Annotated in this window: 18 protein-coding genes and 1 pseudogene; 7 read left to right on the forward strand and 12 right to left on the reverse strand. The window is 73.4% G+C overall.

The features are described 5' to 3' along the window. Positions 1-97 precede the first annotated feature (97 nt). Positions 98-583 carry a flavin reductase family protein gene (locus QHG49_RS32270; protein ID WP_301492331.1) on the forward strand — a complete coding sequence of 162 codons (486 nt, stop codon included), beginning with the start codon at positions 98-100 and terminating at the stop codon, positions 581-583. 41 nt (positions 584-624) lie between these two features. Here QHG49_RS32270 and QHG49_RS32275 read toward each other — a convergent pair whose 3' ends face one another. From QHG49_RS32275 to QHG49_RS32290, 4 genes are all read right to left on the reverse strand, one after another. Further along, a complete protein-coding gene (locus QHG49_RS32275) occupies positions 625-3,015 on the reverse strand; it encodes a SpoIIE family protein phosphatase (protein WP_301492987.1) in 2,391 nt (796 codons plus the stop codon). Between the two features lie 142 nt (positions 3,016-3,157). Further along, on the reverse strand, positions 3,158-3,526 hold the full coding sequence (locus QHG49_RS32280) for a hypothetical protein (RefSeq protein WP_167532222.1): 369 nt from the start codon (positions 3,524-3,526) through the stop codon (positions 3,158-3,160). 386 nt (positions 3,527-3,912) lie between these two features. Next, positions 3,913-4,830, reverse strand: a complete 918-nt coding sequence (locus tag QHG49_RS32285) for a MurR/RpiR family transcriptional regulator (RefSeq protein ID WP_167532215.1) — start codon at positions 4,828-4,830, stop codon at positions 3,913-3,915. Positions 4,831-5,138: 308 nt separating this feature from the next. Beyond that, a complete protein-coding gene (locus QHG49_RS32290) occupies positions 5,139-5,789 on the reverse strand; it encodes a nucleoside/nucleotide kinase family protein (protein WP_159708831.1) in 651 nt (216 codons plus the stop codon). Positions 5,790-5,895: 106 nt separating this feature from the next. Between QHG49_RS32290 and QHG49_RS32295 the strand changes: the two genes are divergently transcribed. Continuing rightward, positions 5,896-6,636 carry an HAD family phosphatase gene (locus QHG49_RS32295; protein ID WP_301492333.1) on the forward strand — a complete coding sequence of 247 codons (741 nt, stop codon included), beginning with the start codon at positions 5,896-5,898 and terminating at the stop codon, positions 6,634-6,636. After that, positions 6,633-8,990 carry a glycoside hydrolase family 65 protein gene (locus QHG49_RS32300; protein WP_301492334.1) on the forward strand — a complete coding sequence of 786 codons (2,358 nt, stop codon included), beginning with the start codon at positions 6,633-6,635 and terminating at the stop codon, positions 8,988-8,990. Before QHG49_RS32295 ends, QHG49_RS32300 begins: the two co-directional genes overlap by 4 nt. Before the next feature lie 49 nt (positions 8,991-9,039). Here the strand turns inward: QHG49_RS32300 and QHG49_RS32305 are convergent, their stop codons facing one another. Continuing rightward, positions 9,040-9,219: a hypothetical protein gene (locus tag QHG49_RS32305; protein WP_301492335.1), complete on the reverse strand. Its 180-nt coding sequence runs from the start codon at positions 9,217-9,219 to the stop codon at positions 9,040-9,042. A 668-nt stretch (positions 9,220-9,887) separates the two neighbouring features. Then, positions 9,888-10,271, reverse strand: a complete 384-nt coding sequence (locus QHG49_RS32310) for a BlaI/MecI/CopY family transcriptional regulator (RefSeq protein WP_145484618.1) — start codon at positions 10,269-10,271, stop codon at positions 9,888-9,890. Between the two features lie 153 nt (positions 10,272-10,424). Here QHG49_RS32310 and QHG49_RS32315 point away from each other — a divergent pair, with 153 nt between their 5' ends. The 3 genes and pseudogenes from QHG49_RS32315 to QHG49_RS34230 all read left to right on the forward strand — a co-directional run. After that, positions 10,425-11,945: a hypothetical protein gene (locus tag QHG49_RS32315; RefSeq protein ID WP_301492337.1), complete on the forward strand. Its 1,521-nt coding sequence runs from the start codon at positions 10,425-10,427 to the stop codon at positions 11,943-11,945. A 27-nt stretch (positions 11,946-11,972) separates the two neighbouring features. Beyond that, entirely contained in the window at positions 11,973-12,827 is an 855-nt protein-coding gene (gene prcB / locus QHG49_RS32320) for a proteasome subunit beta (protein ID WP_301492338.1), read from the forward strand. Between the two features lie 206 nt (positions 12,828-13,033). Then, a pseudogene (locus QHG49_RS34230) lies at positions 13,034-13,087 on the forward strand (hypothetical protein); the annotation flags it as partial. 42 nt (positions 13,088-13,129) lie between these two features. On the opposite strand, the gene QHG49_RS32325 reads toward QHG49_RS34230, so the two are convergent. The 6 genes from QHG49_RS32325 to QHG49_RS32350 all read right to left on the reverse strand — a co-directional run bounded on the left by QHG49_RS32325 (position 13,130) and on the right by QHG49_RS32350 (position 18,100). Next, a complete protein-coding gene (locus QHG49_RS32325; RefSeq protein ID WP_301492339.1) occupies positions 13,130-13,690 on the reverse strand; it encodes a YbhB/YbcL family Raf kinase inhibitor-like protein in 561 nt (186 codons plus the stop codon). After that, positions 13,687-14,307: an isochorismatase family cysteine hydrolase gene (locus QHG49_RS32330; RefSeq protein WP_159707353.1), complete on the reverse strand. Its 621-nt coding sequence runs from the start codon at positions 14,305-14,307 to the stop codon at positions 13,687-13,689. The genes QHG49_RS32325 and QHG49_RS32330 overlap by 4 nt, the downstream gene beginning before the upstream one ends. A gap of 77 nt (positions 14,308-14,384) precedes the next feature. Then, positions 14,385-16,139, reverse strand: a complete 1,755-nt coding sequence (locus tag QHG49_RS32335) for an MFS transporter (protein ID WP_301492340.1) — start codon at positions 16,137-16,139, stop codon at positions 14,385-14,387. 46 nt (positions 16,140-16,185) lie between these two features. After that, positions 16,186-16,626 carry a MarR family winged helix-turn-helix transcriptional regulator gene (locus tag QHG49_RS32340; protein ID WP_145484627.1) on the reverse strand — a complete coding sequence of 147 codons (441 nt, stop codon included), beginning with the start codon at positions 16,624-16,626 and terminating at the stop codon, positions 16,186-16,188. 27 nt (positions 16,627-16,653) lie between these two features. Next, positions 16,654-17,361 (reverse strand): phosphatase PAP2 family protein, encoded by a 708-nt coding sequence (locus QHG49_RS32345; RefSeq protein WP_301492343.1) that lies wholly within the window; start codon positions 17,359-17,361, stop codon positions 16,654-16,656. Positions 17,362-17,431: 70 nt separating this feature from the next. After that, positions 17,432-18,100, reverse strand: a complete 669-nt coding sequence (locus QHG49_RS32350) for a DedA family protein (protein ID WP_159707357.1) — start codon at positions 18,098-18,100, stop codon at positions 17,432-17,434. A 374-nt stretch (positions 18,101-18,474) separates the two neighbouring features. On the opposite strand from QHG49_RS32350, the gene QHG49_RS32355 reads away from it, so the two are divergent. Beyond that, complete coding sequence (locus QHG49_RS32355; protein ID WP_186337761.1) at positions 18,475-19,626, forward strand: HoxN/HupN/NixA family nickel/cobalt transporter; 1,152 nt, start codon at positions 18,475-18,477, stop codon at positions 19,624-19,626. The last annotated feature ends 71 nt before the right edge of the window (positions 19,627-19,697 follow it).

Below are 19,697 nucleotides of genomic sequence, written 5' to 3' on the forward strand. Positions count from 1 at the left end.
CGCCGGATCACGGACGATGAGTGCGCGAAACGACCGGTACGCGGGCGCAGCACTCAGAAGCGGAAAAGCGACGGCGGCGGCGGACGGAGTGGAGCACATGGCGCGGGCTGAGGACGGTTTCCTGGGGCGGCTCGACCCCGACATGTGCGTGGTCACGGCCGCGGCCGGCGGCGAGCGGGCGGGCTGCCTGGTCGGCTTCGCCTCACAGTGTTCCATCGAGCCACCCCGGTTCACCGTATGGCTGTCCAGGGCCAACCACACCTGTCGCGTCGCCCGCGCCGCGCACTGCCTCGCCGTCCACCTCCTCACCCGCGACCAGCACGCCCTCGCGGAACGCTTCGGCGGGGAGACCGGCGACGACACCGACAAGTTCACCGGCCTCGACTGGACACCGGGTCCCGGCGGCGCGGTCGTCCTCACCGACGCGGCGGCCTGGTTCGTGGGCGACATCCTGCACCGCGTCGACGGCGGCGACCACATCGGCTTCGTCCTCGACCCCCTGAAGTGGGGCGGCGACCGGCCGGGCCCCCTGCTCCGGCTGTCCGACGCGACCGACATCGAGGCCGGACATCCCGTGGACTGACTCCTGCTCGACCGGCCCGCCCCCCCCGGTGCCGGGCGCCCCTACACGCCCCCGGCACCCGTTCCTCGGCCCTCCGCCCGCCCCGGCACCCGGATGTCCACCACGCACACGTCGTCCCGCCACTCGTCCACCAGCATGGCCGCGAGCAGGGCCTCCAGGGAGCCGGATTCGTCGTCGCCGTGGGCGCGGGCCGCCCGGGTGAGGCGGGCGAGGCCCGTGTCCAGGGGCTCGCCGGGGCGTTCGACGAGGCCGTCGGTGTAGAGCAGCAGCCGGTCGCCGGGTTCCAGGTGCAGCTCGGCGGATCCGTAGTACGGGTCGGCGCTGGCGCCGAGCAACAGGCCGCCGGGGCGGTCGAGATAGCGCACCTCGTCGCCGCGGACCAGCAGGGGCGGCGGATGACCGGCCTGGGCCCAGGCGAGGAGACGGTGGTCGGGGTCGTAGCGAGCCATGATCATGGTGGCCGTCATCCGGCTGTCCCGGGAGTGCAGCAGCAGATGGTTCAGCCGGGCCAGGGCGACGGTGAGCGAGGTGCCGGTGCTGACCATTCCCTTGGCGGTGAACCGGAGCTGGGCCATGGTGGCCACCGCGTCGATGCCGTGGCCGGCCACGTCGCCGACGACGAACAGCGCGTCGTAGTCGGGCAGTTCGACGGCGCTGAACCAGTCGCCGCCGACATGGATCCCGGCCTGCGCCGGCAGATAGGCGACCTCGACACGCAGCCCGGCCAGCTGTACCGGCTTGCTGGGCAGGGGCAGCAGGGCGTGCTGGAGCCGGGCGGCGAGGGCGCGTTCGGCCTGAAGGACGCCGCGTTGCACCGACATGGTGCGCTCGCTCTTGACCAGGGCCAGTTCCGCGCTGCGCTGCGCGGTGAGGTCCTGCACGAAGCCGTGCACCTCGGCCGGGGTGCCGTCCGGCTCGCTGACGGCCTCGGCGACCATCCGCAGATGCCGTACACCCTCGGGCGTCTCGACCCGGAACGGCACGTCGAACGGCCGCCCCCGGTGGATCAGCCCGGCGATCGCGGCGGTCAGCGGATCCGCGTCCTGCGCCAGCGCCAGCCGCGGCAGCTTCTCCAGTTCCAGCGGCCCCTGCTCGGGATCGCGCCCCAGGACGGCGTACGCCTGCTCGGACCAGGAGATCTCCTGGGTGAGCAGATTCCAGTTCGCCCAGCCGAGGTTGCCGAGCCGCTGCACATCGGACAGCCGCTGCTCCTGCCGGTCCAGGGAGTCGTGCCGCATCCAGGACACCAGCAGGCCCCCGTCCAGCGGAGCGGCCCGCACCGAGAACGTGCCGGTCAGGGCCATCCCGTCGGCCGTGTCCTGGTAGGCGAACGGCTCGCTCTCGAACGGCACCCCGGACTCCAGGGTCTCCAGATAGCCCCGCCACAGCGGTTCGCCCGCCATGGACGGGTAGCTCTCCAGGATGAGCCGGCCGACCATGTCCAGGCCCGTGCGGCCGGCCACGTCGACCGCCTGCGGGGTGGCGGCGTCGATCCGGTAGTCCGTCACCTCACCCGCGGCGGTGCGCAACGGCGTCAGCAGGACCGCGGCACCCGGCAGCGCGTCGAACACCGCCTGCACGGCCTCCGTGACGGCCGGATCCCTCGGCGCCACCCGCGCGGTGTCGAAGACGCGCAGCCGCCCCGCGCACAACCGGGCCGCGGCGACGAGCAGCCGCCGTTCACGCGGCTCGAACGGCCCGCCGCAGCGGCGCAGCACCCCCAGGGCGAACCGGGCGTCTCCCCCGGCGGGCACCGGCAGCCACACCCGGCTCGGCCACCGCTCCGGCGGGTCCCCGACCAGCACATGGCGGACGCGGTCGGCGGCCAGGTCCTCCAGCCACAGCGGCTCGCCCGCCGCCAGGGCCTCGAACACGGGCACCCCGGCCAGCGGGGGCACATGCCGCCACCGGGTGGCGAACCGTACGTCGATCCCGGCGTGCCCGGCCAGTTCCAGACCGCCCTCGGCCTGCCGCTCGTAGAGGAGTACGGCGGCGGCGCGCACCTGCGGCGCCAGGTGCTCCAGAAGGCGCCCGGCCAGCTCGTGCGCGGAACGGACCCGGAACAGGTCCCGCCCCATCTCCGCGAGCACCTGCGCCGTCTCCGCCATCTCCGAGGCGTCGGCGGGCGGAGCCGCGGGCGTCGTGGGGGGAGCGGGCGGCGCGGGGACCGGCCGTTCCTGGGGCGACGGGAGGGAGTCCAGCGTGAGCCGGCACTGTGCGAGCAGGGTGCGCCCGCCGGCCTCGGCGCGCCTGCGCAGCTCCTGGTCGGCGGCGTCCGGGGCGCATCCGGTGACCGCCATCAGGGCGCCCTTGGCCCGTTCGAGGACCGCCGACGTCGCGGTGAGCTCGCGCAGCCGCTCCAGCTCGGCACGCTGCCGGGCCACGACCTGGGCCCACGTGGCGCTGTCGGCGCCGGTCCCGGGGTCGTCCATCGGGGGCACGGACTCGCTCGTCACGCGATGAGCATCGCACATTCGGGCACGTTCGATCACTTGTCCACAGGGGGTGAAGTGCCACGGCCCACCGCCCGCCCTTCCCGGGCGCGCGACCGGTCCGACGTGGGGCGGGACGGGGTCAGCGCCGGCCCAGGGCCGTACTGACCGCGCGGACGCTGCGGGCGATGTGCTGGAGTTGCAGCACCTCGGCGGCGTACATCTTGATCGTATGTTCGATGACGGCCTCGGGCAGCCCGAGCGTCGGCAACTCGGCCCGCGCCGTCTGGAGCGCGGTACGGGCCACCCGGATCTCCTGCTCGACCTGGATCTGCGCGTGCCGGGCGAGCAGCACGGGGTGCCGGATCAGGGCCGGATAGCTGGCGTAGCGCGCCGGGATCAGTTCGCGCAGCCACTTGGCGGCCGAGCGCTCCCAGTCGTACGAGCCCGGGGTCTTGACCTGGCAGGGCCAGTCGGGGCTGATGCGCGTGCTGGTCAGGGGCATGGTCACGGGCATGGTCACTTCCGGTCTGCGGCGTCGTGAGGGTGATCCGACGAGGTGCGGGCGGCCCCGGCCTAGGGGATGACCGGGGCCGCCCCCGGTGCGGCACAGGGGCGCCGCACCACCGGACACCCCGGGCGCCGTCCGGGTAGGTGACGGCGGTCCGGGATCTCCGCGCGGGCGATCCGCGAGCCGAGTATTTATATATACCGAGCAGTTTGCAAGACGTATGAAAACATTCATGCTCGAAATGAGGTGAAAGATCCGCCTACGGTCGACCGGTGACCGCAAGATCTTCACCGGTGTGAGGGCCGCGCCGCAGGACCGACGGCGCACGGCCACACGAAATCCGGTACGAAGAATCAGCCCCGTAAGGGGACGTAAGGGGGAGAGGATCAGTCCCGTACGAAGAACTGGTGCTGGTCGGACACCTGCTCGTACTTCTCCAGCCGCGCCTGCGTCCGCTCCGGGTCGGCGTCGGTCATCGCCTGGAGCAGCGCCGCGGCCATCACGTTGGGTGCCGCGTAGGAGTCGAAGACCAGCCGGGAGCCGGTGCCGGTGGCGAAGGTGACGTCGGCCTCGTCGGCCAGCGGGCCGAGCGCGAGGTCGGTGATCAGGGCGACCTTCAGACCGACGCGGTGCGCGACCCGGACCGCCTGGAGGGTCTCGTGCGAGTGCCGGGGCATGGCGAACGCCAGCACCCAGCTGCCGCCGGCCTCGCGGGACTGGAGCAGCGCGTCGTAGGCCACGCTGCCGCCCCGGGTGACCAGCCGTACATCGGGGTGGATACGACGCGCCGCGTACCCGAAGTACTCGGCCAGGGACTCCGCGATGCGCAGGCCCAGCACGGTCAGCGGGGTGGAGCGGGACAGCTCGCGGCCGATGTGGATCACCCGGTCCGGGTCGGCGAAGTCGCGGCGCAGGTTCTCCAGGTTCGCGATCTCGGCGTCCACGGCCGCCTGGAGCTCATTGGCGCGGTCCGGCTCGCCGGGGCCGCCGGCCAGGGCCTTCAGCGCGATGGACTGGAGCCGTTCGCGCAGGGCGGGGTAGCCGCTGAAGCCGACGGCACCGGCGAAGCGGGTCACGGACGGCTGGCTGACCCCGACCCGGTCGGCCAGTTCGGTGATGGACAGGAACGCGGCCTCGGTGATGTGTTCGATCAGGTACTGGGCGATCCGCCGCTGCCCCGGTGACAGACGGGGGCCGTCGAACAACTCCCTGAGCTGGGAGGTCGGGGCGGCCTCGACCTCCGGCGCGGTCTTGCCCGAGGTGATCGCTGAGGCCTGTGCGCGGGCCTGCTGCGGCGAGGGCACCGGTCCGTCTCCTTTGTCTCCCACGAGCACTCAACATAGCTCACCCAGGGCCGTGACCAGCGGGTTGACCAGCAATCGAGCGAATTGGCCAGCACCCGGCGCGGCCAAGGGAATCGGCCCCGCCGACCGGGGCCGACCGCTCCGGCCGACCGGGGCCGACCGCTCCGGCCGACCGGGACCGACCGCTCCGGCCGACCGGAGCTGACCGGTTCCGCCGATCGGGGGATGGGCAAGCCCGCCGACCAGGGGTCGACCGGTCCCGCTGAGACCGACCTCCCGAGGGCGACGGCGGCGGCCCCCCGCAGATGTCACCAAGGCGACGGCAGCGCGCCCTCCGGGACCACCAGATCCGCCCGCCCCCGCGTCGTCGCCACCAGCTCGGCATTGCGCTGGTCCGTGCCCGACACCCACGCGCGCGCCGCCGCGGGCTCCTTGCCGAACTCCACGTGCCGGGCCACCAGCCGGCGGATCCGCTCCTCCTCGGGGATCTCGCAGTACCAGACCTCGTCCAGAGCCGGCCGCACCCGCGCCCACGAACCCTCCCTCAGAAGAAGGTAGTTGCCCTCGGTCACCACGAGCCGCGCGGTCGGCGGCACCGGGACCGCACCGGCGAGCGGCTGCTCCAGGACCCGCTCGAACCCGGGCGCGTACACGACCTCCTCCCTCTCCTCCCGCAGCCGCCGCAGCAGCGCCGCGTACCCGGCCGCGTCGAAGGTGTCCGGCGCGCCCTTGCGGTCCCGGCGCCCCAGCCGGTCGAGTTCGGCGTCGGCCAGATGGAAGCCGTCCATGGGCACATGGGCGGCCCACGGGGGCCCGTCGGCGTTCAGGGCGCGCACCAGACACGCGGCCAGCGTGGACTTGCCCGCGCCGGGGCCGCCCGCGATGCCGAGCAGGGCGCGCCGGCCGTCCCGGGGGAGTGCGCGGGCGCGCGCGAGGAGGTCGTCGAAGGTCGGGGGCACACGGTCGGAGGTCAACGGCACACCTTTCAGTGTGTCACCCCGAAACCGGGAAAATTGTGGCGCGGGACACTCGATGGAGAGCCGCTCATGGGGAACAGTCCTCGGTATGAATCAGCTCGGACTCCCCGACGACATCCAGGCCTGCCTCTTCGACCTCGACGGGGTCGTCACCAAGACGGCCGTGGTGCACGCGGCCGCCTGGAAGGAGACGTTCGACGCCTTCCTGCGCTCCCACGAGGGCGCACAGGCACGGCCGTTCGACGCGGTCGCCGACTACGACGAGTACGTCGACGGCCGCCCCCGCGCCGACGGGGTGCGCGCCTTCCTGGAGTCACGCGACATCCATCTGCCGGAGGGCACGCCGGACGACCCACCGGAGGCCCTGACCGTGAACGGCCTCGGCAACCAGAAGAACGAGCTGCTCCTGGAGCGGATCCGCACCGGCGGCGTCGAGGCGTACGAGGGCACCCTGCGCTACCTGGAGGCGGTCCGCGCCGAGGGGCTGCGCACCGCGATCGTCTCCTCCAGCGCCAACTGCCGTGACGTGCTGCGGGCCGTGGACGCCGAGCACTTCTTCGACGTACGTGTCGACGGCGTGGTGGCCGCCGAGCGCAAGCTGCCGGGCAAGCCGCACCCCGACACCTTCCTCGCCGCCGCCCACGACCTGGGCGTCGAACCGTCCCGGGCGGCCGTCTTCGAGGACGCGCAGGCCGGGATGGACGCGGGCCGCGCGGGCGGCTTCGGGTACGTCGTCGGCCTCGACCGGGTCGGCCAGCGCGAGGCGCTGTACGCGCACGGCGCGAGCGTCGTCGTGGCGGACCTCGCCGAGCTGGGAGGCAAGCGGTGATCACCCAGGGGTCGTACGCCGTCGAGCCGTGGGCGGTCCGCGAGACCACCCTCGACCTCGATCTGCTCGCCCAGAGCGAGTCCGTGTTCGCGCTGTCCAACGGCCATGTCGGCTGGCGCGGCAACCTCGACGAGGGCGAACCGCACGGGCTGCCCGGCAGCTACTTGAACGGCGTGCACGAGGTGCACCCGCTGCCGTACGCGGAGGCCGGGTACGGCTATCCGGAGTCGGGCCAGACCGTCATCAACGTCACCAACGGCAAGGTGCTGCGGCTGCTCGTGGACGACGAGCCGTTCGATCTGCGCTACGGCCGCCTCACCGCCCACGAACGGGTCCTGGACCTGCGCCGCGGGGTGCTGGAGCGGACCTGCGAGTGGACCTCGCCGGCCGGTTCCACGGTCCGGGTGCGTTCGACCCGGCTGGTCTCGCTCACCCAGCGCGCGGTGGCCGCCGTGGCGTACGAGGTGGAGGCCGTCGGCTCCCGCAGCCGGGTGGTGATCCAGTCCGAGCTGGTCGCCAACGAGAGCCTGCCCGGCTCCGACGGCGACCCGCGCGCGGCCGTGGCGCTCAAGTCGCCCCTGGAGCAGGAGGACGATTTCGCCACGGGCAACCGGCTGCGCCTGGTGCACCGGACCCGGCGCAGCGGTCTGCGGGTCGCGGTCGCCGCCGACCACGTCGTCAGCGGGCCCGAGCGCACCACCACCCGCAGCGAGAGCGGCACGGACCTGGCCCGGCTGACCGTCACCTCGGTCCTGGAGCCCGGGCAGAGCCTGCGGGTGGAGAAGCTGGTCGCCCACGGCTGGTCCGCGACCCGCTCGCTGCCCGCGATGGCCGACCAGGTCGACGCCGCGCTCGCGGCCGCCGCCCACGACGGCTGGCCCGGGCTGCTCGCCGACCAGCGGGCCTGCCTGGACGACTTCTGGGCACGTGCCGACGTCGAGGTCAGCGGCGACGAGGAGATCCAGCAGGCCGTACGGTTCGCCCTGTTCCACGTCCTGCAGGCGGGGGCCCGCGCGGAGCAGCGCGCGATACCCGCGAAGGGTCTGACCGGTTCCGGCTACGACGGGCACGCGTTCTGGGACACCGAGATGTTCGTGCTGCCGGTGCTCACCCACACCGCGCCCGCGGCCGTCGCCGAGGCGCTGCGCTGGCGGCACAGCACCCTGGACGAGGCCCGCGAGCGTGCGGCCCAACTGGGGCTCGCCGGGGCCGCGTTCCCCTGGCGGACCATCGCGGGGCCGGAGGGCTCGGCGTACTGGCCGGCCGGCACCGCCGCCTTCCATGTGAACGCCGGTATCGCCGACGCCGTGGTCCGCTACGTCGAGGCCACCGGCGACACCGCCTTCGAACGCGAGGCCGGGGTCGAACTCCTGGTGGAGACGGCCCGGTTGTGGCGCTCGCTCGGCCACCACGACGCCCACGGCGTCTTCCACCTCGACGGCGTCACCGGACCCGACGAGTACAGCGCGGTCGCCGACGACAACACCTACACCAACCTGATGGCGAGTCAGAACCTGCTGGCCGCAGCCGACATCGTCGAACGCCATCCGCGCGAGGCCGCCCGGCTCGGGGTGGACGAGGAGGAGAGCGCGGCGTGGCGGGACGCGGCCGCGGCGATGCACGTGCCGTACAACGCCGAACTCCGCGTCCACGAACAGCACTCCGGGTTCACCCGCTACCAGCGCTGGGACTTCGACGGCACCCGCTCCGACCAGTACCCGCTGCTGCTGCACTTCCCGTACTTCGACCTCTACCGCAAACAGGTCGTGAAACAGGCCGACTTGGTGCTGGCGCTGTACACGTGCGACAGCTGGTTCGCCGAGCGGTACGACGAGGAGCAGATCGCCCGGAACTTCGCCTACTACGAGCCGCTGACCGTCCGCGACTCCTCCCTGTCCGCCTGCTGCCAGGCCGTCGTCGCCGCCCGGACCGGCCATCTCGACCTCGCCTACGACTACACGGCCGAGGCGGCTTTGATGGACCTGCACGACCTGGAGCACAACACCCGCGACGGGCTGCACATCGCCTCGCTCGCCGGTACCTGGATGGCGCTGGTCGCGGGCTTCGGCGGGATGCGCCGCGACGGCGAACGGCTGCGCTTCGCCCCCCGGCTGCCCGAGCGGCTCTCCAGGCTCGCCTTCCATGTGCAGTTCCGGGGGCGCAGGCTGCGGGTGGAGATCGACGCGGACAAGACGACGTACGAGCTGCTCGACGGCCCGCCGCTGGAGCTGCGGCACCACGGTGACGCCATCACGGTGACCACGAGCGAGCCGGCCGTCCGCGCGGTACCCCCGACCATCCGCCGCCCGCTGCCGCAGCAGCCCCGCCACCGGGTACCGAACGAGACCTCCTGAGACCCGGATCTCCAGGTCTCTTGAGACCCGGGCAGCGGGCCCGGTCCGCTCAGCGCGGCGGCGCTCCCAGGCCGGGCTGCGGGGCGGCTTGGAGGGCGGCGATACGACGGGTGACGGCGCGGTCGGCGAGGTGCGGCGCGCAGACCGCGTCGCCCCGCCGCGCTGTGAGCGCGGCCCGCGCCGGTGCGTGGGCGGTGGTACGACGGCCGCAGTGCGCTTGTCGGCCCACCGCTCCACCAGGTGGCTCGCGGTCGAACGCACCGACCACAGGAGCGGGTCGGCCGCCGTCACCAGGACGCCTGTGCCGGTGGGCGCGATGGACCCGCTCGTGCGCGAGGGGCCCCCGCCGCTCGGCGGACCGGAGCGCGCAGCAGCGCCGATGTGACCAGCACAGCCGACGCGGGCCACGATCCGCCCGGTGTCCGTCGGCTGCCCCGCGCACAGCCGCCGCAGCGCCCGGCCGGTGCGCCGCCCGGCCGGTACGGCACAGCGCAGCCGCACGCCGACGACCACCAGTGCCGGACACGCGGCAGGACCGATCACCACCGGCACCGGAGGCCGCCGCCTGCCCGCCCCTCCCCGCCCGACCGCGCGCCACCGGCGGCACGTCCCCGAGCAGCGTGGCGTCGAGCAGCGCCAGCGTCCAGGCGGTGGCCCCGGCGGTCACCACGGCGGCCGCGGCCGGCACCCGCGCCACGTACCGGCCGGTCAGCGGGTCCGCCAGGGGGAGCGGCAGCGACAGCGCCAGCGGGCCGTACACATCGGATCTCCTGCGCGAGATCTTTTGCGGGAGACCTCCTGCCGTGGACGTCGTGCGCGCAGCCCCGTGTCCCGGACCCTGTGCGAAGCCCTCGTACCCGGGCGTCGTACGGGGGCCTGGTGCGAGGACCCGTCGGCTCAGGTGTCGCCCTCGGTGAGCAGTTCGCGCAGTGCCCGCTCCTCCTCGTGGCTCAAACCGGTCACGAACTGCTGGAGCGCGGCGATCGGGTCCGGGCCCCGGTCCAGGGCCTGGCGCATGGCCTCGGCGGTCAGTTCGGCCGCGTTCTTCGCCGGACGGTACGCGCCGCGCCGCCCGTCCGCGTCCCGCAGCACCAGCCCCTTGTCGTACAGGCGTTTGAGGATGGTGTGCACCGTGTTGTACGCGAGACCGCCGCCGATCTCGGCCTGGATCTCCGCCGGGGTGAGCGGCCGGTCGGTGGCCCAGAGGGCGGCCAGCACCTCGCTCTCCAGCTCCCCGGCGCTGCGCCGTTCCGCCCTGCCCCGGGACCCTGTACCAGCCATGTTCCAACCTTACAGCGCGTAGTGGCGGTGCTCGCGGGCCGTACCGCCTTCCCGGACAGCGGGGTGAACGGCGGGTTCGCCCGAGATCTCCGGTCACTCTGTGATGGGGTGGACCTTTCCGGTTCCGCCCCCTTCGGGGCGAAGGGGAGGATGATGACCGGCAGCGCCGACGCCGTACTCACCGGGACGCGATCCGCCCGCTCCCGGCCCCCGTCCGAGGCCGCCCGAAGCCGCCGGGCCGCCCTCCCGCTCGCGGCCGTCGCCGCCGCCTTCACCCTCGTCCAACTGCTCCTGGTCCGCCCCGGCATGGGCCTCGGCTGGGACGAGGCGGTGTACGTCAGCCAGTTCGGCGTCCGCGCCCCCGCCGCCTACTTCAGCGCGCCCCGGGCCCGCGGCATCTCTTTGCTCGTCGCGCCGGTCGCCGCGTGGTCGTCCTCCACGGTCCTGCTGCGCTGCTACCTCGCCGCCCTCTCCGGCCTCGCCCTGTACCTGGCCCTGCGGACCTGGCGCGGCCTCTTCCCGCCCCGCGCCCTCACCCTCGCCGCCGCCCTCCTCGCCTCCCTGTGGGTGACCCTCTTCTACGGCCTCCAGGCGATGCCCAACTACTGGGTCGCGGTGGGGGCCCTGGTGACGGTCGGCTCCTACCTGCGCGCGGGCGTGCCCCCGTCCGGCCGGGCCGCGCTCGGGGGCCTGGCCGCGGGCGCCGCGCTGATGGGCTGGATGCGGCCCATGGACGCGGTGTGGGCCGTCCTGCCGCTGCTCGCCGTCGGTCTGCGGCACCGGCACTGGCGGCGGCTGTCCGTGCTGCTCGCCGGGCTCGCGGCCGGGGTCGCCGAGTGGGTGGTCGAGGCGTACGCGCGCTACGGCGGCCTGCTGCACCGGCTGTCCGAAGGCTCGGCGATCCAGGGCGGCCTCGGCTGGCATCTCGCCGTCGTCGACCAGCTGCGCAGCCTCGGCGGCCGCACCCTGTGCCGTCCCTGCGCCGGCGCGCTGCCCGGCCCGCTCGTCACCTTCTGGTGGTGCGCGCTGCCCCTGCTCGCCGCGCTCGCCCTGCTGTACGCGGTCCGCGCCGGACGGACGGCGGCCACGGCACTGCCGGTGGCGTGCGCGGCGTCGGCGGCCTTCCCCTACCTGTTCCTGATCGGCTACGCGGCCCCCCGCTTCCTGCTCCCCGCCTATGCCCTCCTCGCCCTCCCCGTCGCCGCCGCCCTGCTCCACCTGGCGAGCGCCCCGCCCCGGCCCTGGCGTCCGGTGGTCGCGGGCGCGCTCTGCCTGGCGTTCGCCGTCCACCTCGGGGCCCAACTGACCGTGCTGGCGCGCACGGCGGGCGTCGCCGCCGACGGCCACCGCTCCTGGTCGCGCACCGCCGCCACCCTGCACCGCCTCGGCGTGCGCGCCCCCTGCCTGGTCACCGGCGAGGACGCCCTGCCCGTCGCCTTCTACGCCGGCTGCGCCTCGGCCGCGACGTCCGGCCCCAACGCCGACACCACGGCGGACGCCCTCGCGCGCACGGTCCGGCGCGTTCCGACGGCCACCCTCGTACCGGCGGGGGCGAAACCGCCCGGGTACGCCCGCGACTGGCCGTGGGTCGCGGCCGAAAGCCGACGGTTGTACTACACGCCGGGGCGCGCGGAAGGGTTTCCGGTCAGGCCGCGTCAGGTAGGAGACGGGTGATACCGCGTGTTTATGGAGGGGAAGCAGATGACGGGGAACGACACCGCCGGGCTCATGGACGAGGCGTTCTTCACGCCGGGAAGCTCGTCCTTCGCCGAGTTCCTGGCCGCCCACCGCCCCCGGCTGCTGCCCACCGCCTCCCCGCTGCCGCCCGGCACGAGCGCGGCCGAGGGCAGTTTCCCGCACGGCACCACGGTGCTCGCGCTCACCTACGGCGAGGGTGTGCTGCTCGCCGGGGACCGCCGGGCCACCATGGGCAACCTGATCGCCCAGCGGGACCTGGAGAAGGTCCACCCGGCAGACGACCACACGGCCGTCGCCTTCGCCGGCACCGTCGGGCTCGCCCTCGACATGGTGCGGCTCTACCAGGTCGAACTGGCCCACTTCGAGAAGATCGAGGGCATTCCGATGACCCTGGGCGCGAAGGCGACCCGCCTCGCGACCATGATCCGGCAGAACCTCGCCCAGGCCATGCAGGGCCTCGCCGTCGTCCCCCTGCTCGCCGGGTACGACCTCGGCGCGCCCACCGGCGAGGGCGGCCGCATCTTCGCCTACGACGCGGTGGGCGGTCTGTACGAGAAGCGGGAGTTCCACGCCGAGGGCTCCGGCTCGCCGTACGCCCGGGGCGCGCTCAAGAAGCTCTACCGGCCCGGACTGACCCGCCGCGAGGCCGCCCTCGCCGCGCTGCACGCGCTGTACGACGCCGCCGACGACGACTCGGCCACCGGCGGGCCCGATCTCAACCGCCGTATCTTCCCGATCCTGTCGTTCATCACCGAGGACGGCTACGAACGGCTGCCGGAGGCCGAGACCGAGGAGCTGAGCCGCGAGATGGTGCGCCAGCGCGACGGCCGCCCGGACGGCCCGCACGTCGCACCCTGAACCCTGACGCGGAGTCACCCGAGCGGCGACGAGGAAGACCGCGACCCGCACATCGTCGTCGGACATGTCGTCGACCGGTGTGCGGGAGCCGTCCGTCACCGCCGCCACGCTCGTGGCGGCGACGGTGGCGGTGGCGGGCGCGTCGGCGGCGAAGGCCGGGGCGGTGAGCGGAGCGGCATGGCCGGTACCAGCGCCGCGCGGCGGCCGAGAAGGCCCTGGACGACGGCACGCCCGAGGCGCTGCGCGCCTTCCTGGAGCACGGGCGGTACGAGGTCGGCGCCCGAGGTGTCCGACGGGCCGGGTCAGCGCTCGTAGACGCCGGTCAGGCGGCCGCGGGCGAGGACCGGCCCGGTGACGGCGGGCAGCAAGGCACGGGGGCGGGCCCGTTCCGGGCGCGGGAGATCCACGGGGGTGGCCAGGGCGAACAGCTGGAACGTGTAGCGGTGGGGGCCATGGCCCTTGACCGGGGCCGGACCGTGGTAGCCGCGGCCGATGGTGGAGCGCAGCAGCCGTACGCCGGGCGCCGGTCGCCGTGCCCCGAGGGCGCCTTGGTCGAGGTGCCCGGCCGCCGGGTCGATCAGGGCGAGGCAGTGCACGGCGGGCTTGGCCATCGGCACGTCGATGTCCTCGACCACCAGCAGGAGCTGGGCGGTACCGGCCGGCGGCGCCGTCCAGGCCAGGTGGGGCGAGAGGTCGGCACCCCCGATGGTCTTCGCGCACTGCTCCAGCGGCATGACCTCACCGTCGCCGAAGTCCCGGCTGGTGAGGGTCAGCGGCCCGGGACCCTGGAGGTGGGGCATGTTCCACGCCGCATGGGTCTCGCCCGCCCTGCGGTTCCTCAGAAGCCGGCCCAGGAGGCTCATCGCGTCGCCTCCAGCATGGTGACGACCTCGGCCGTGGTGGCGGTCTCGCCGAGCTTGGGGAAGACGCGTTCGACGCTGTGCCGGTGCGCCTCGGCGTCCGGGTCGGCCATGGCGTCGGTGGCCAGGACCACGTGGTAGCCGTGGTCGGAGGCCGAGCGGGCCGTCGACTCCACGCCCGAACTGGTCGAGATGCCGGTGAGCACGACCTGGGTGACGCCCAGGTCCCGCAGCAGGGTGTCGAGCCCGGTGTCGTGGAACGCGCTGCGCCGCCGCTTGGTGATCAGATGATCGCCCGGTCGGACGCCGAGCTCGGCCACGAGTTCGGCCCAGTCGGACGGCCGCCCGGCCCCGCCCCCGGCCCGCGCGCCGCCCCCGGCCCGCGCCTCGCCCCCGGCCCGCGCGCCGTCCCGGGACCGTACGGTGTCCGTACGACCCGGCGCGCGTCCGGTGACGTTGACGAGGACCACCGGCAGGCCGTGCCGCCGGAACTCGCTCGCCAGACGCGCCGATCGCTCGACGGCGGCGGTCACCGGAGCCTCGGTGCGGGCGGAGACGATGCCCTTCTGGAGATCGATCACGACGAGGGCGCACATCGCGTCGATCGTGGTCAGTGCCATGGTGGTTGCTTCTCCTGTGGATGTCCGTGGGGCGGGGCCGGGCCCTGGAGCGAAGGTGCCCGGGCCGGTTCGGTGTCTCAGGCATTGGTGTGCCGGTCCGGACGGGTGGCCGTGTCACCCGCCTCGCGCGGTTTCGGCGCCCCGGCCGGGGTGTTGGCGCCGCGCAGCAGGGAGGCGATCGCGGCGAGGAAGGCGAGGGCCGCGCCGAAGGCGAACACGACCACCAGCCCGGAGTGGAAGGGCCCGGAGATCAGGTTCGGGAAGAACTCCCGCCCGGTCAGAGCCTGTTGTCGCGCCGGGGTCAGCCGGGCCAGGGCGCCGCTGGGCTCCAGCAGATGCCGGATCGGATTCACGCCCAGCTGGGCGGCGAACAGCGAGGAGACCGGGGGCAGATCGCCGACCTGGGCGGCGACATGGGCGGGCACGCCCTGCTGCCGCAGGCCCGCGGTGAGGGTGTGCGGCAGGCGGCTCGCCAGACCGGCGATCATCAGCGAGAAGAACACGCCGATCGACACCGCCGTACCGGAGTTCTGGAAGGTGGCGCGCATACCCGAGGCGACGCCGCGCAGCTCGGAGGGCACACTGCCCATGATCGCCGAGGAGTTGGGGGAGGCGAACATGCCGCTGGCGATCCCGTTGACCGCGATCAGCACCGCGAACGCCCCGTAGCCGAAGTCGATCGGCAGCAGCATCAGACCGAGGAAACTCGCACCGAACAGCACCGCGCCGCCGGTGGCCAGGCCCCGGGAGCCGAGCCGGTCGGACAGATACCCCGACACCGGCCCCGCCGCGAGGAAGCCGGCCGTCAGCGGCAGCATGAAGATGCCCGCCCACAGGGGCGTGTCGCCGTAGTCGTAGCCGTGCAGCGGCAGCCAGATGCCCTGGAGCCAGATGATCAGCACGAACTGCATCCCACCGCGCCCGATCGAGATGGCCAGGCCCGCCAGATTGCCGAAGGTGAAGGCCCGGCGGCGGAACAGGCTCAGCTGGATCATCGGCGCGGCGGTGCGGCACTCGATCACGACGAACGCGGCCAGCAGCGCGAGGCCGCCGGCTATCAGCGCCTCGACGAGGGGGTTCGTCCAGCCCATGGTGTGCCCGCCGTAGGGCTGGAGACCGAAGGTGACCGCGATCAGGACCGCGCTGAGGCCCACCGCGAAGGTGATGTTGCCCCACCAGTCGACCCGGCCGCCGCCCCGCCCGCCGGTCTCGCGCAGGGTGCGGTAGGCCCACAGCGTGAAGAACACGCCGACGGGCACGTTCACCCAGAAGACCGCCCGCCAGTCCCACGCCGACAGCAGACCGCCCGCGACCAGGCCGATGAACATTCCGGCCAGCGCCGCGACCTGGTTGATGCCCAGGGCGAAACCGCGCTGCTCCTTCGGAAAGGCGTCGGTCAGGATCGCCGCCGAGTTCGCGGTCAGCATCGACCCGCCCACGGCCTGCACCACCCGCCAGGCGATCAGCCACATCGCCCCGTGGCCGCCGTCGAAGGGATCGAAGGACAGCAGGACCGAGGCGAAGGTGAACACCGCGAAGCCGCAGTTGTAGATCCGGACCCGGCCGTACATGTCCCCCAGCCGGCCCACCGTGACCACCAGGACGGCCTGGACCAGCCGGTACCCCATGATCATCCAGAGCAGGTAGGCGATGTTGCCCGGGGCCAGCGGGTCCAGGTGCACACCGCGGAAGATCGCCGGGAGGGCGATCAGCACGATGGAGCCGTCCAGCGCGGACATGAAGACCGCGGCGGTCGTGTTCGTCAGCGCCGTCCACTTGTACCGGTCACCGGATGAGCGGTACGGGGCGTGCGGCTGGGGAGGGTCCGTCATCGGCCTGCTTCCTCGAAGGGTCGTCGGCGCGAAAGGCGCGTCGGCGTCAGATGCTCTGGGCCAGCCGTCGCAGCAGCGGGGCGGCCTCGGCGAGCCGCTCCAGCTCCGCGGGCGTGAACGCGCCGCCGGTCAGGGCGCCCGCGATGAGCTCGGCCCGCGCGTTGCGCTTGTCCCGCAGCGCCTGCCGTCCGGCGTCGGTCACCGTCAGCACCACGCGCCTGCCGTCGTCCGGATCCCGGCGCCGCTCGACCAGCCCCCGGGCCTGGAGCGCGCCCAGCGTCGCCCCCATGGACTGCGCGGTGATCTGCGCCTCCCGGGCCAGCGCGGAGGAGGTGGTGGGGCCCGAGCGGTCCAGCTGCGCCAGCGCGCCGCGCTCCGGGATCGTCAGCCCGCCCTCGACCGGCACCTGGCGTACGCGGCGCACCAGCACGCCGATGCCCGCGAGCAGGTCCGAGGCGACCGCCTCGGGGTCCAGATCATCACTCATATGCTAAGGCTAGCTTATAAAGTTGCCTTAGTATCTCCGCCGGGTTTCTTCCGTCGGGGCGAGCGGGGCGGAATCGGGGTCCGGAGCGCCGGGCCTGAGGCCGGCGGGCAGCCACCGGGCCGCCGCCGTGAGCAGCAGGGCGAGCCAGCCCGCCGCGAACAGCCAGCCGCCCAGCACATCGGTGGACCAGTGCACCCCGAGAAAGATCCGGGTCAGCCCGACCCCCGCGCCCCAGCAGGCGGCCAGCGACATCAGCGGGCCCCGGCCGTGCGGGGCCCGCAGCCACAGCGCCGTGATCAGCAGCCCGGCCGCCAGGGCCGAGGTGGTGGTGTGCCCGGAGGGGTACGACCAGCCGGAGGGGAGCGCCTTCCAGTACCCGTACGGGGGCCGGGCCCGGCCGACCAGGTCCATCACGCCGTACCGCACCGCCTGCCCCAGCGCGAGGCAGAGCAGGCCCGTGAGGACGGCGGCGTACCGCTGCCGGGGCGTCCGGCCGGCGATCAGTCCGGCCGTGACCACCACGGCGTACGGCACCGCCCCCGTGCCGGTGTCCGTCAGTCCGCGCGCCGCGGCGACCGCCGTCGGCGGCCGGTGCCCGAGGGCCCAGGCGAGCAGGGCGCGGTCCGGGGGGAGCGGGGCGCCGTGCCGGGAGACCACGACCAGGGTCAGCGCCGCGAACGCCGACCAGGCGCAGACGCCGAGACCGACGACGGCCGCGGCCCTGCGGCGGCTCACGACGCCGACGGCGGCCACGCCCGGTACGCCCCCGCCGCCCGCAGCGCAGGCCCGCACGTCACCGGGCCCGTCACGGCGTCTCCTTCGCCGCCCGGCGCGAACGCAGCACCTCCGCCGCGAGCGGGATCAGCGAGACCAGGACGATCAGCGCGATCACCGGCAGCAGGTACTTGTCGACATTCGGGATCGAGGACCCCAGCGCGTACCCGCCCAGCGTGAGGCCGAGGCTCCAGGCCAGGCCGCCGATCACCTGCCACAGGGCGAAGGTGCGGGCCGGCACGCCGAGCGCGCCCGCCATCGGGTTCAGCACCGTACGCACCACCGGCACGAAGCGGGCCAGCACGATCGCCTTCGCGTGGCCGTACCGGTCCAGCAGCTCCTCCGCGCGGTGCGCGCCCTCGCGCAGCTTCGCCGAGCGGGTGCGGGCCAGCAGCGCGCCGCCCGCCCTGCGGCCGATCAGGAACCCGCACTGGGCACCCGCCAGCGCGCCGAGCGCCGCCGCGGCCAGCAGCGGACCGAGCGAGAGGCGCAGCCCGCGGTCGGCCGTGCCGGTGCACAGCAGGCCCGCCGTGAACAGCAGCGAGTCGCCGGGCAGGAAGAACCCGATCAGCAGGCCGGTCTCCGCGAAGAGCACCACGCCGACGCCGAGCACCCCGAAGGCGGCCAGCAGCGAGTGGGCGTCGAGCACGTTGACCGCGAGTCGCGACGCCAGATGTGCCAGATGTGGGGGAGTGGCCACGGCCGCACACCCTTTCCTTCGACGTGCTTCGACAACATGTGACTACACATTTGTAGACGTTCCCCGGGCGACCGGCGGACATGGACAGGCACCCTTCCCGGACTTTGCCCGGGGATTACCGGTTCATGACCGGTTGCGCATGGATGCGCCGCGGCCGGTGCGTCCCCGGACCCGCCGGCCGGCCGCGCCGCCGAGTACGGCCTCTTTGCCGCTCCGCCCGCCCGGGGGAGCGGCCTTTTCCTGTTCATGGTCTTTTCCTGACCATGGGAAAGGCCTGCCGCCGCCTTTACTGCACACCAGTTGCAGGTACGGGATGATGGCACAAGGCTGTGGTGTGCAGCCGTACTCGTACGACGTTAGGAATGACCCTCCCGATGACGGCCGCCCCTGGTTCCGCTCCGTCCCTCCCCGCACAGGCCGGCGCCAAGCCGTCGGCCTGGCAACGCGTCCGCCGCTCCATGACGCGCCAGGAGTGGATCAGGGTCGGCTCGATGGCCGCCTTCGTGCTGGCCCTGCACGTCATCGGCTGGGGCACCCTGGTCGGCATCATCGCCCCCCAGCACTTCAGCGTCGGCACCCAGTCCTTCGGTATCGGCATCGGCGTGACCGCGTACACCCTCGGCATGCGGCACGCCTTCGACGCGGACCACATCGCGGCCATCGACAACACCACCCGCAAGCTGATGGGCTCCGGGCAGCGCCCGCTGTCCGTCGGCTTCTGGTTCTCCCTCGGCCACTCCACCATCGTCTTCGGCCTCGCCCTGCTGCTCTCCCTGGGCATGAAGTCCCTGGCCGGGCCGGTCCAGAACGACAACTCGCACCTGCACGAGGTCACCGGCCTCATCGGTACGACCGTCTCCGGCGCCTTCCTCTACCTCATCGCCGTGATCAACCTCGTCATCCTGGCCGGCATCTGGAAGGTCTTCCGCAAGATGCGCACCGGCCACTTCGACGAGGCGGCCCTGGAGACCCAGCTCAACAACCGGGGCTTCATGAACCGCCTGCTCGGCCGCGTCACCCATTCGATCAGCAAGCCCTGGCAGATGTACCCGCTGGGTCTGCTGTTCGGCCTCGGCTTCGACACCGCCACCGAGATCGCCCTGCTGGTCCTCGCCGGCTCCGGCGCCGCCTCCGGACTGCCCTGGTACGCGATCCTCACCCTGCCGGTGCTGTTCGCGGCCGGGATGTCGCTGCTGGACACCATCGACGGCTCGTTCATGAACTTCGCCTACGGCTGGGCGTTCTCCAAGCCGGTCCGCAAGGTCTACTACAACCTCACCATCACCGGCCTGTCCGTCGCCGTCGCCCTGATCATCGGCTCCGTCGAACTCCTCGGGCTCCTCGCCGACAAGATGGACCTGCACGGCTTCTTCTGGGACTGGGTCGCCGGGCTCGACCTCAACACGGTCGGCTTCGTGATCGTCGGCCTGTTCTTCGTCACCTGGGCGCTCGCGCTGCTGGTGTGGAAGGCGGGCCGCATCGAGGAGAAGTGGACCTCGGGCCTGGCGGAGCAGTCCGCCGACTGAACCCGGTCGCGCCGAATCCGGTATTCGCGGGGTTGACGTCCCGGCTGCGGGAAACGCGGACCGGGACCGCC

It is taken from the genome of Streptomyces sp. WP-1 (genome assembly GCF_030450125.1).
Lineage (GTDB): Bacteria > Actinomycetota > Actinomycetes > Streptomycetales > Streptomycetaceae > Streptomyces > Streptomyces incarnatus.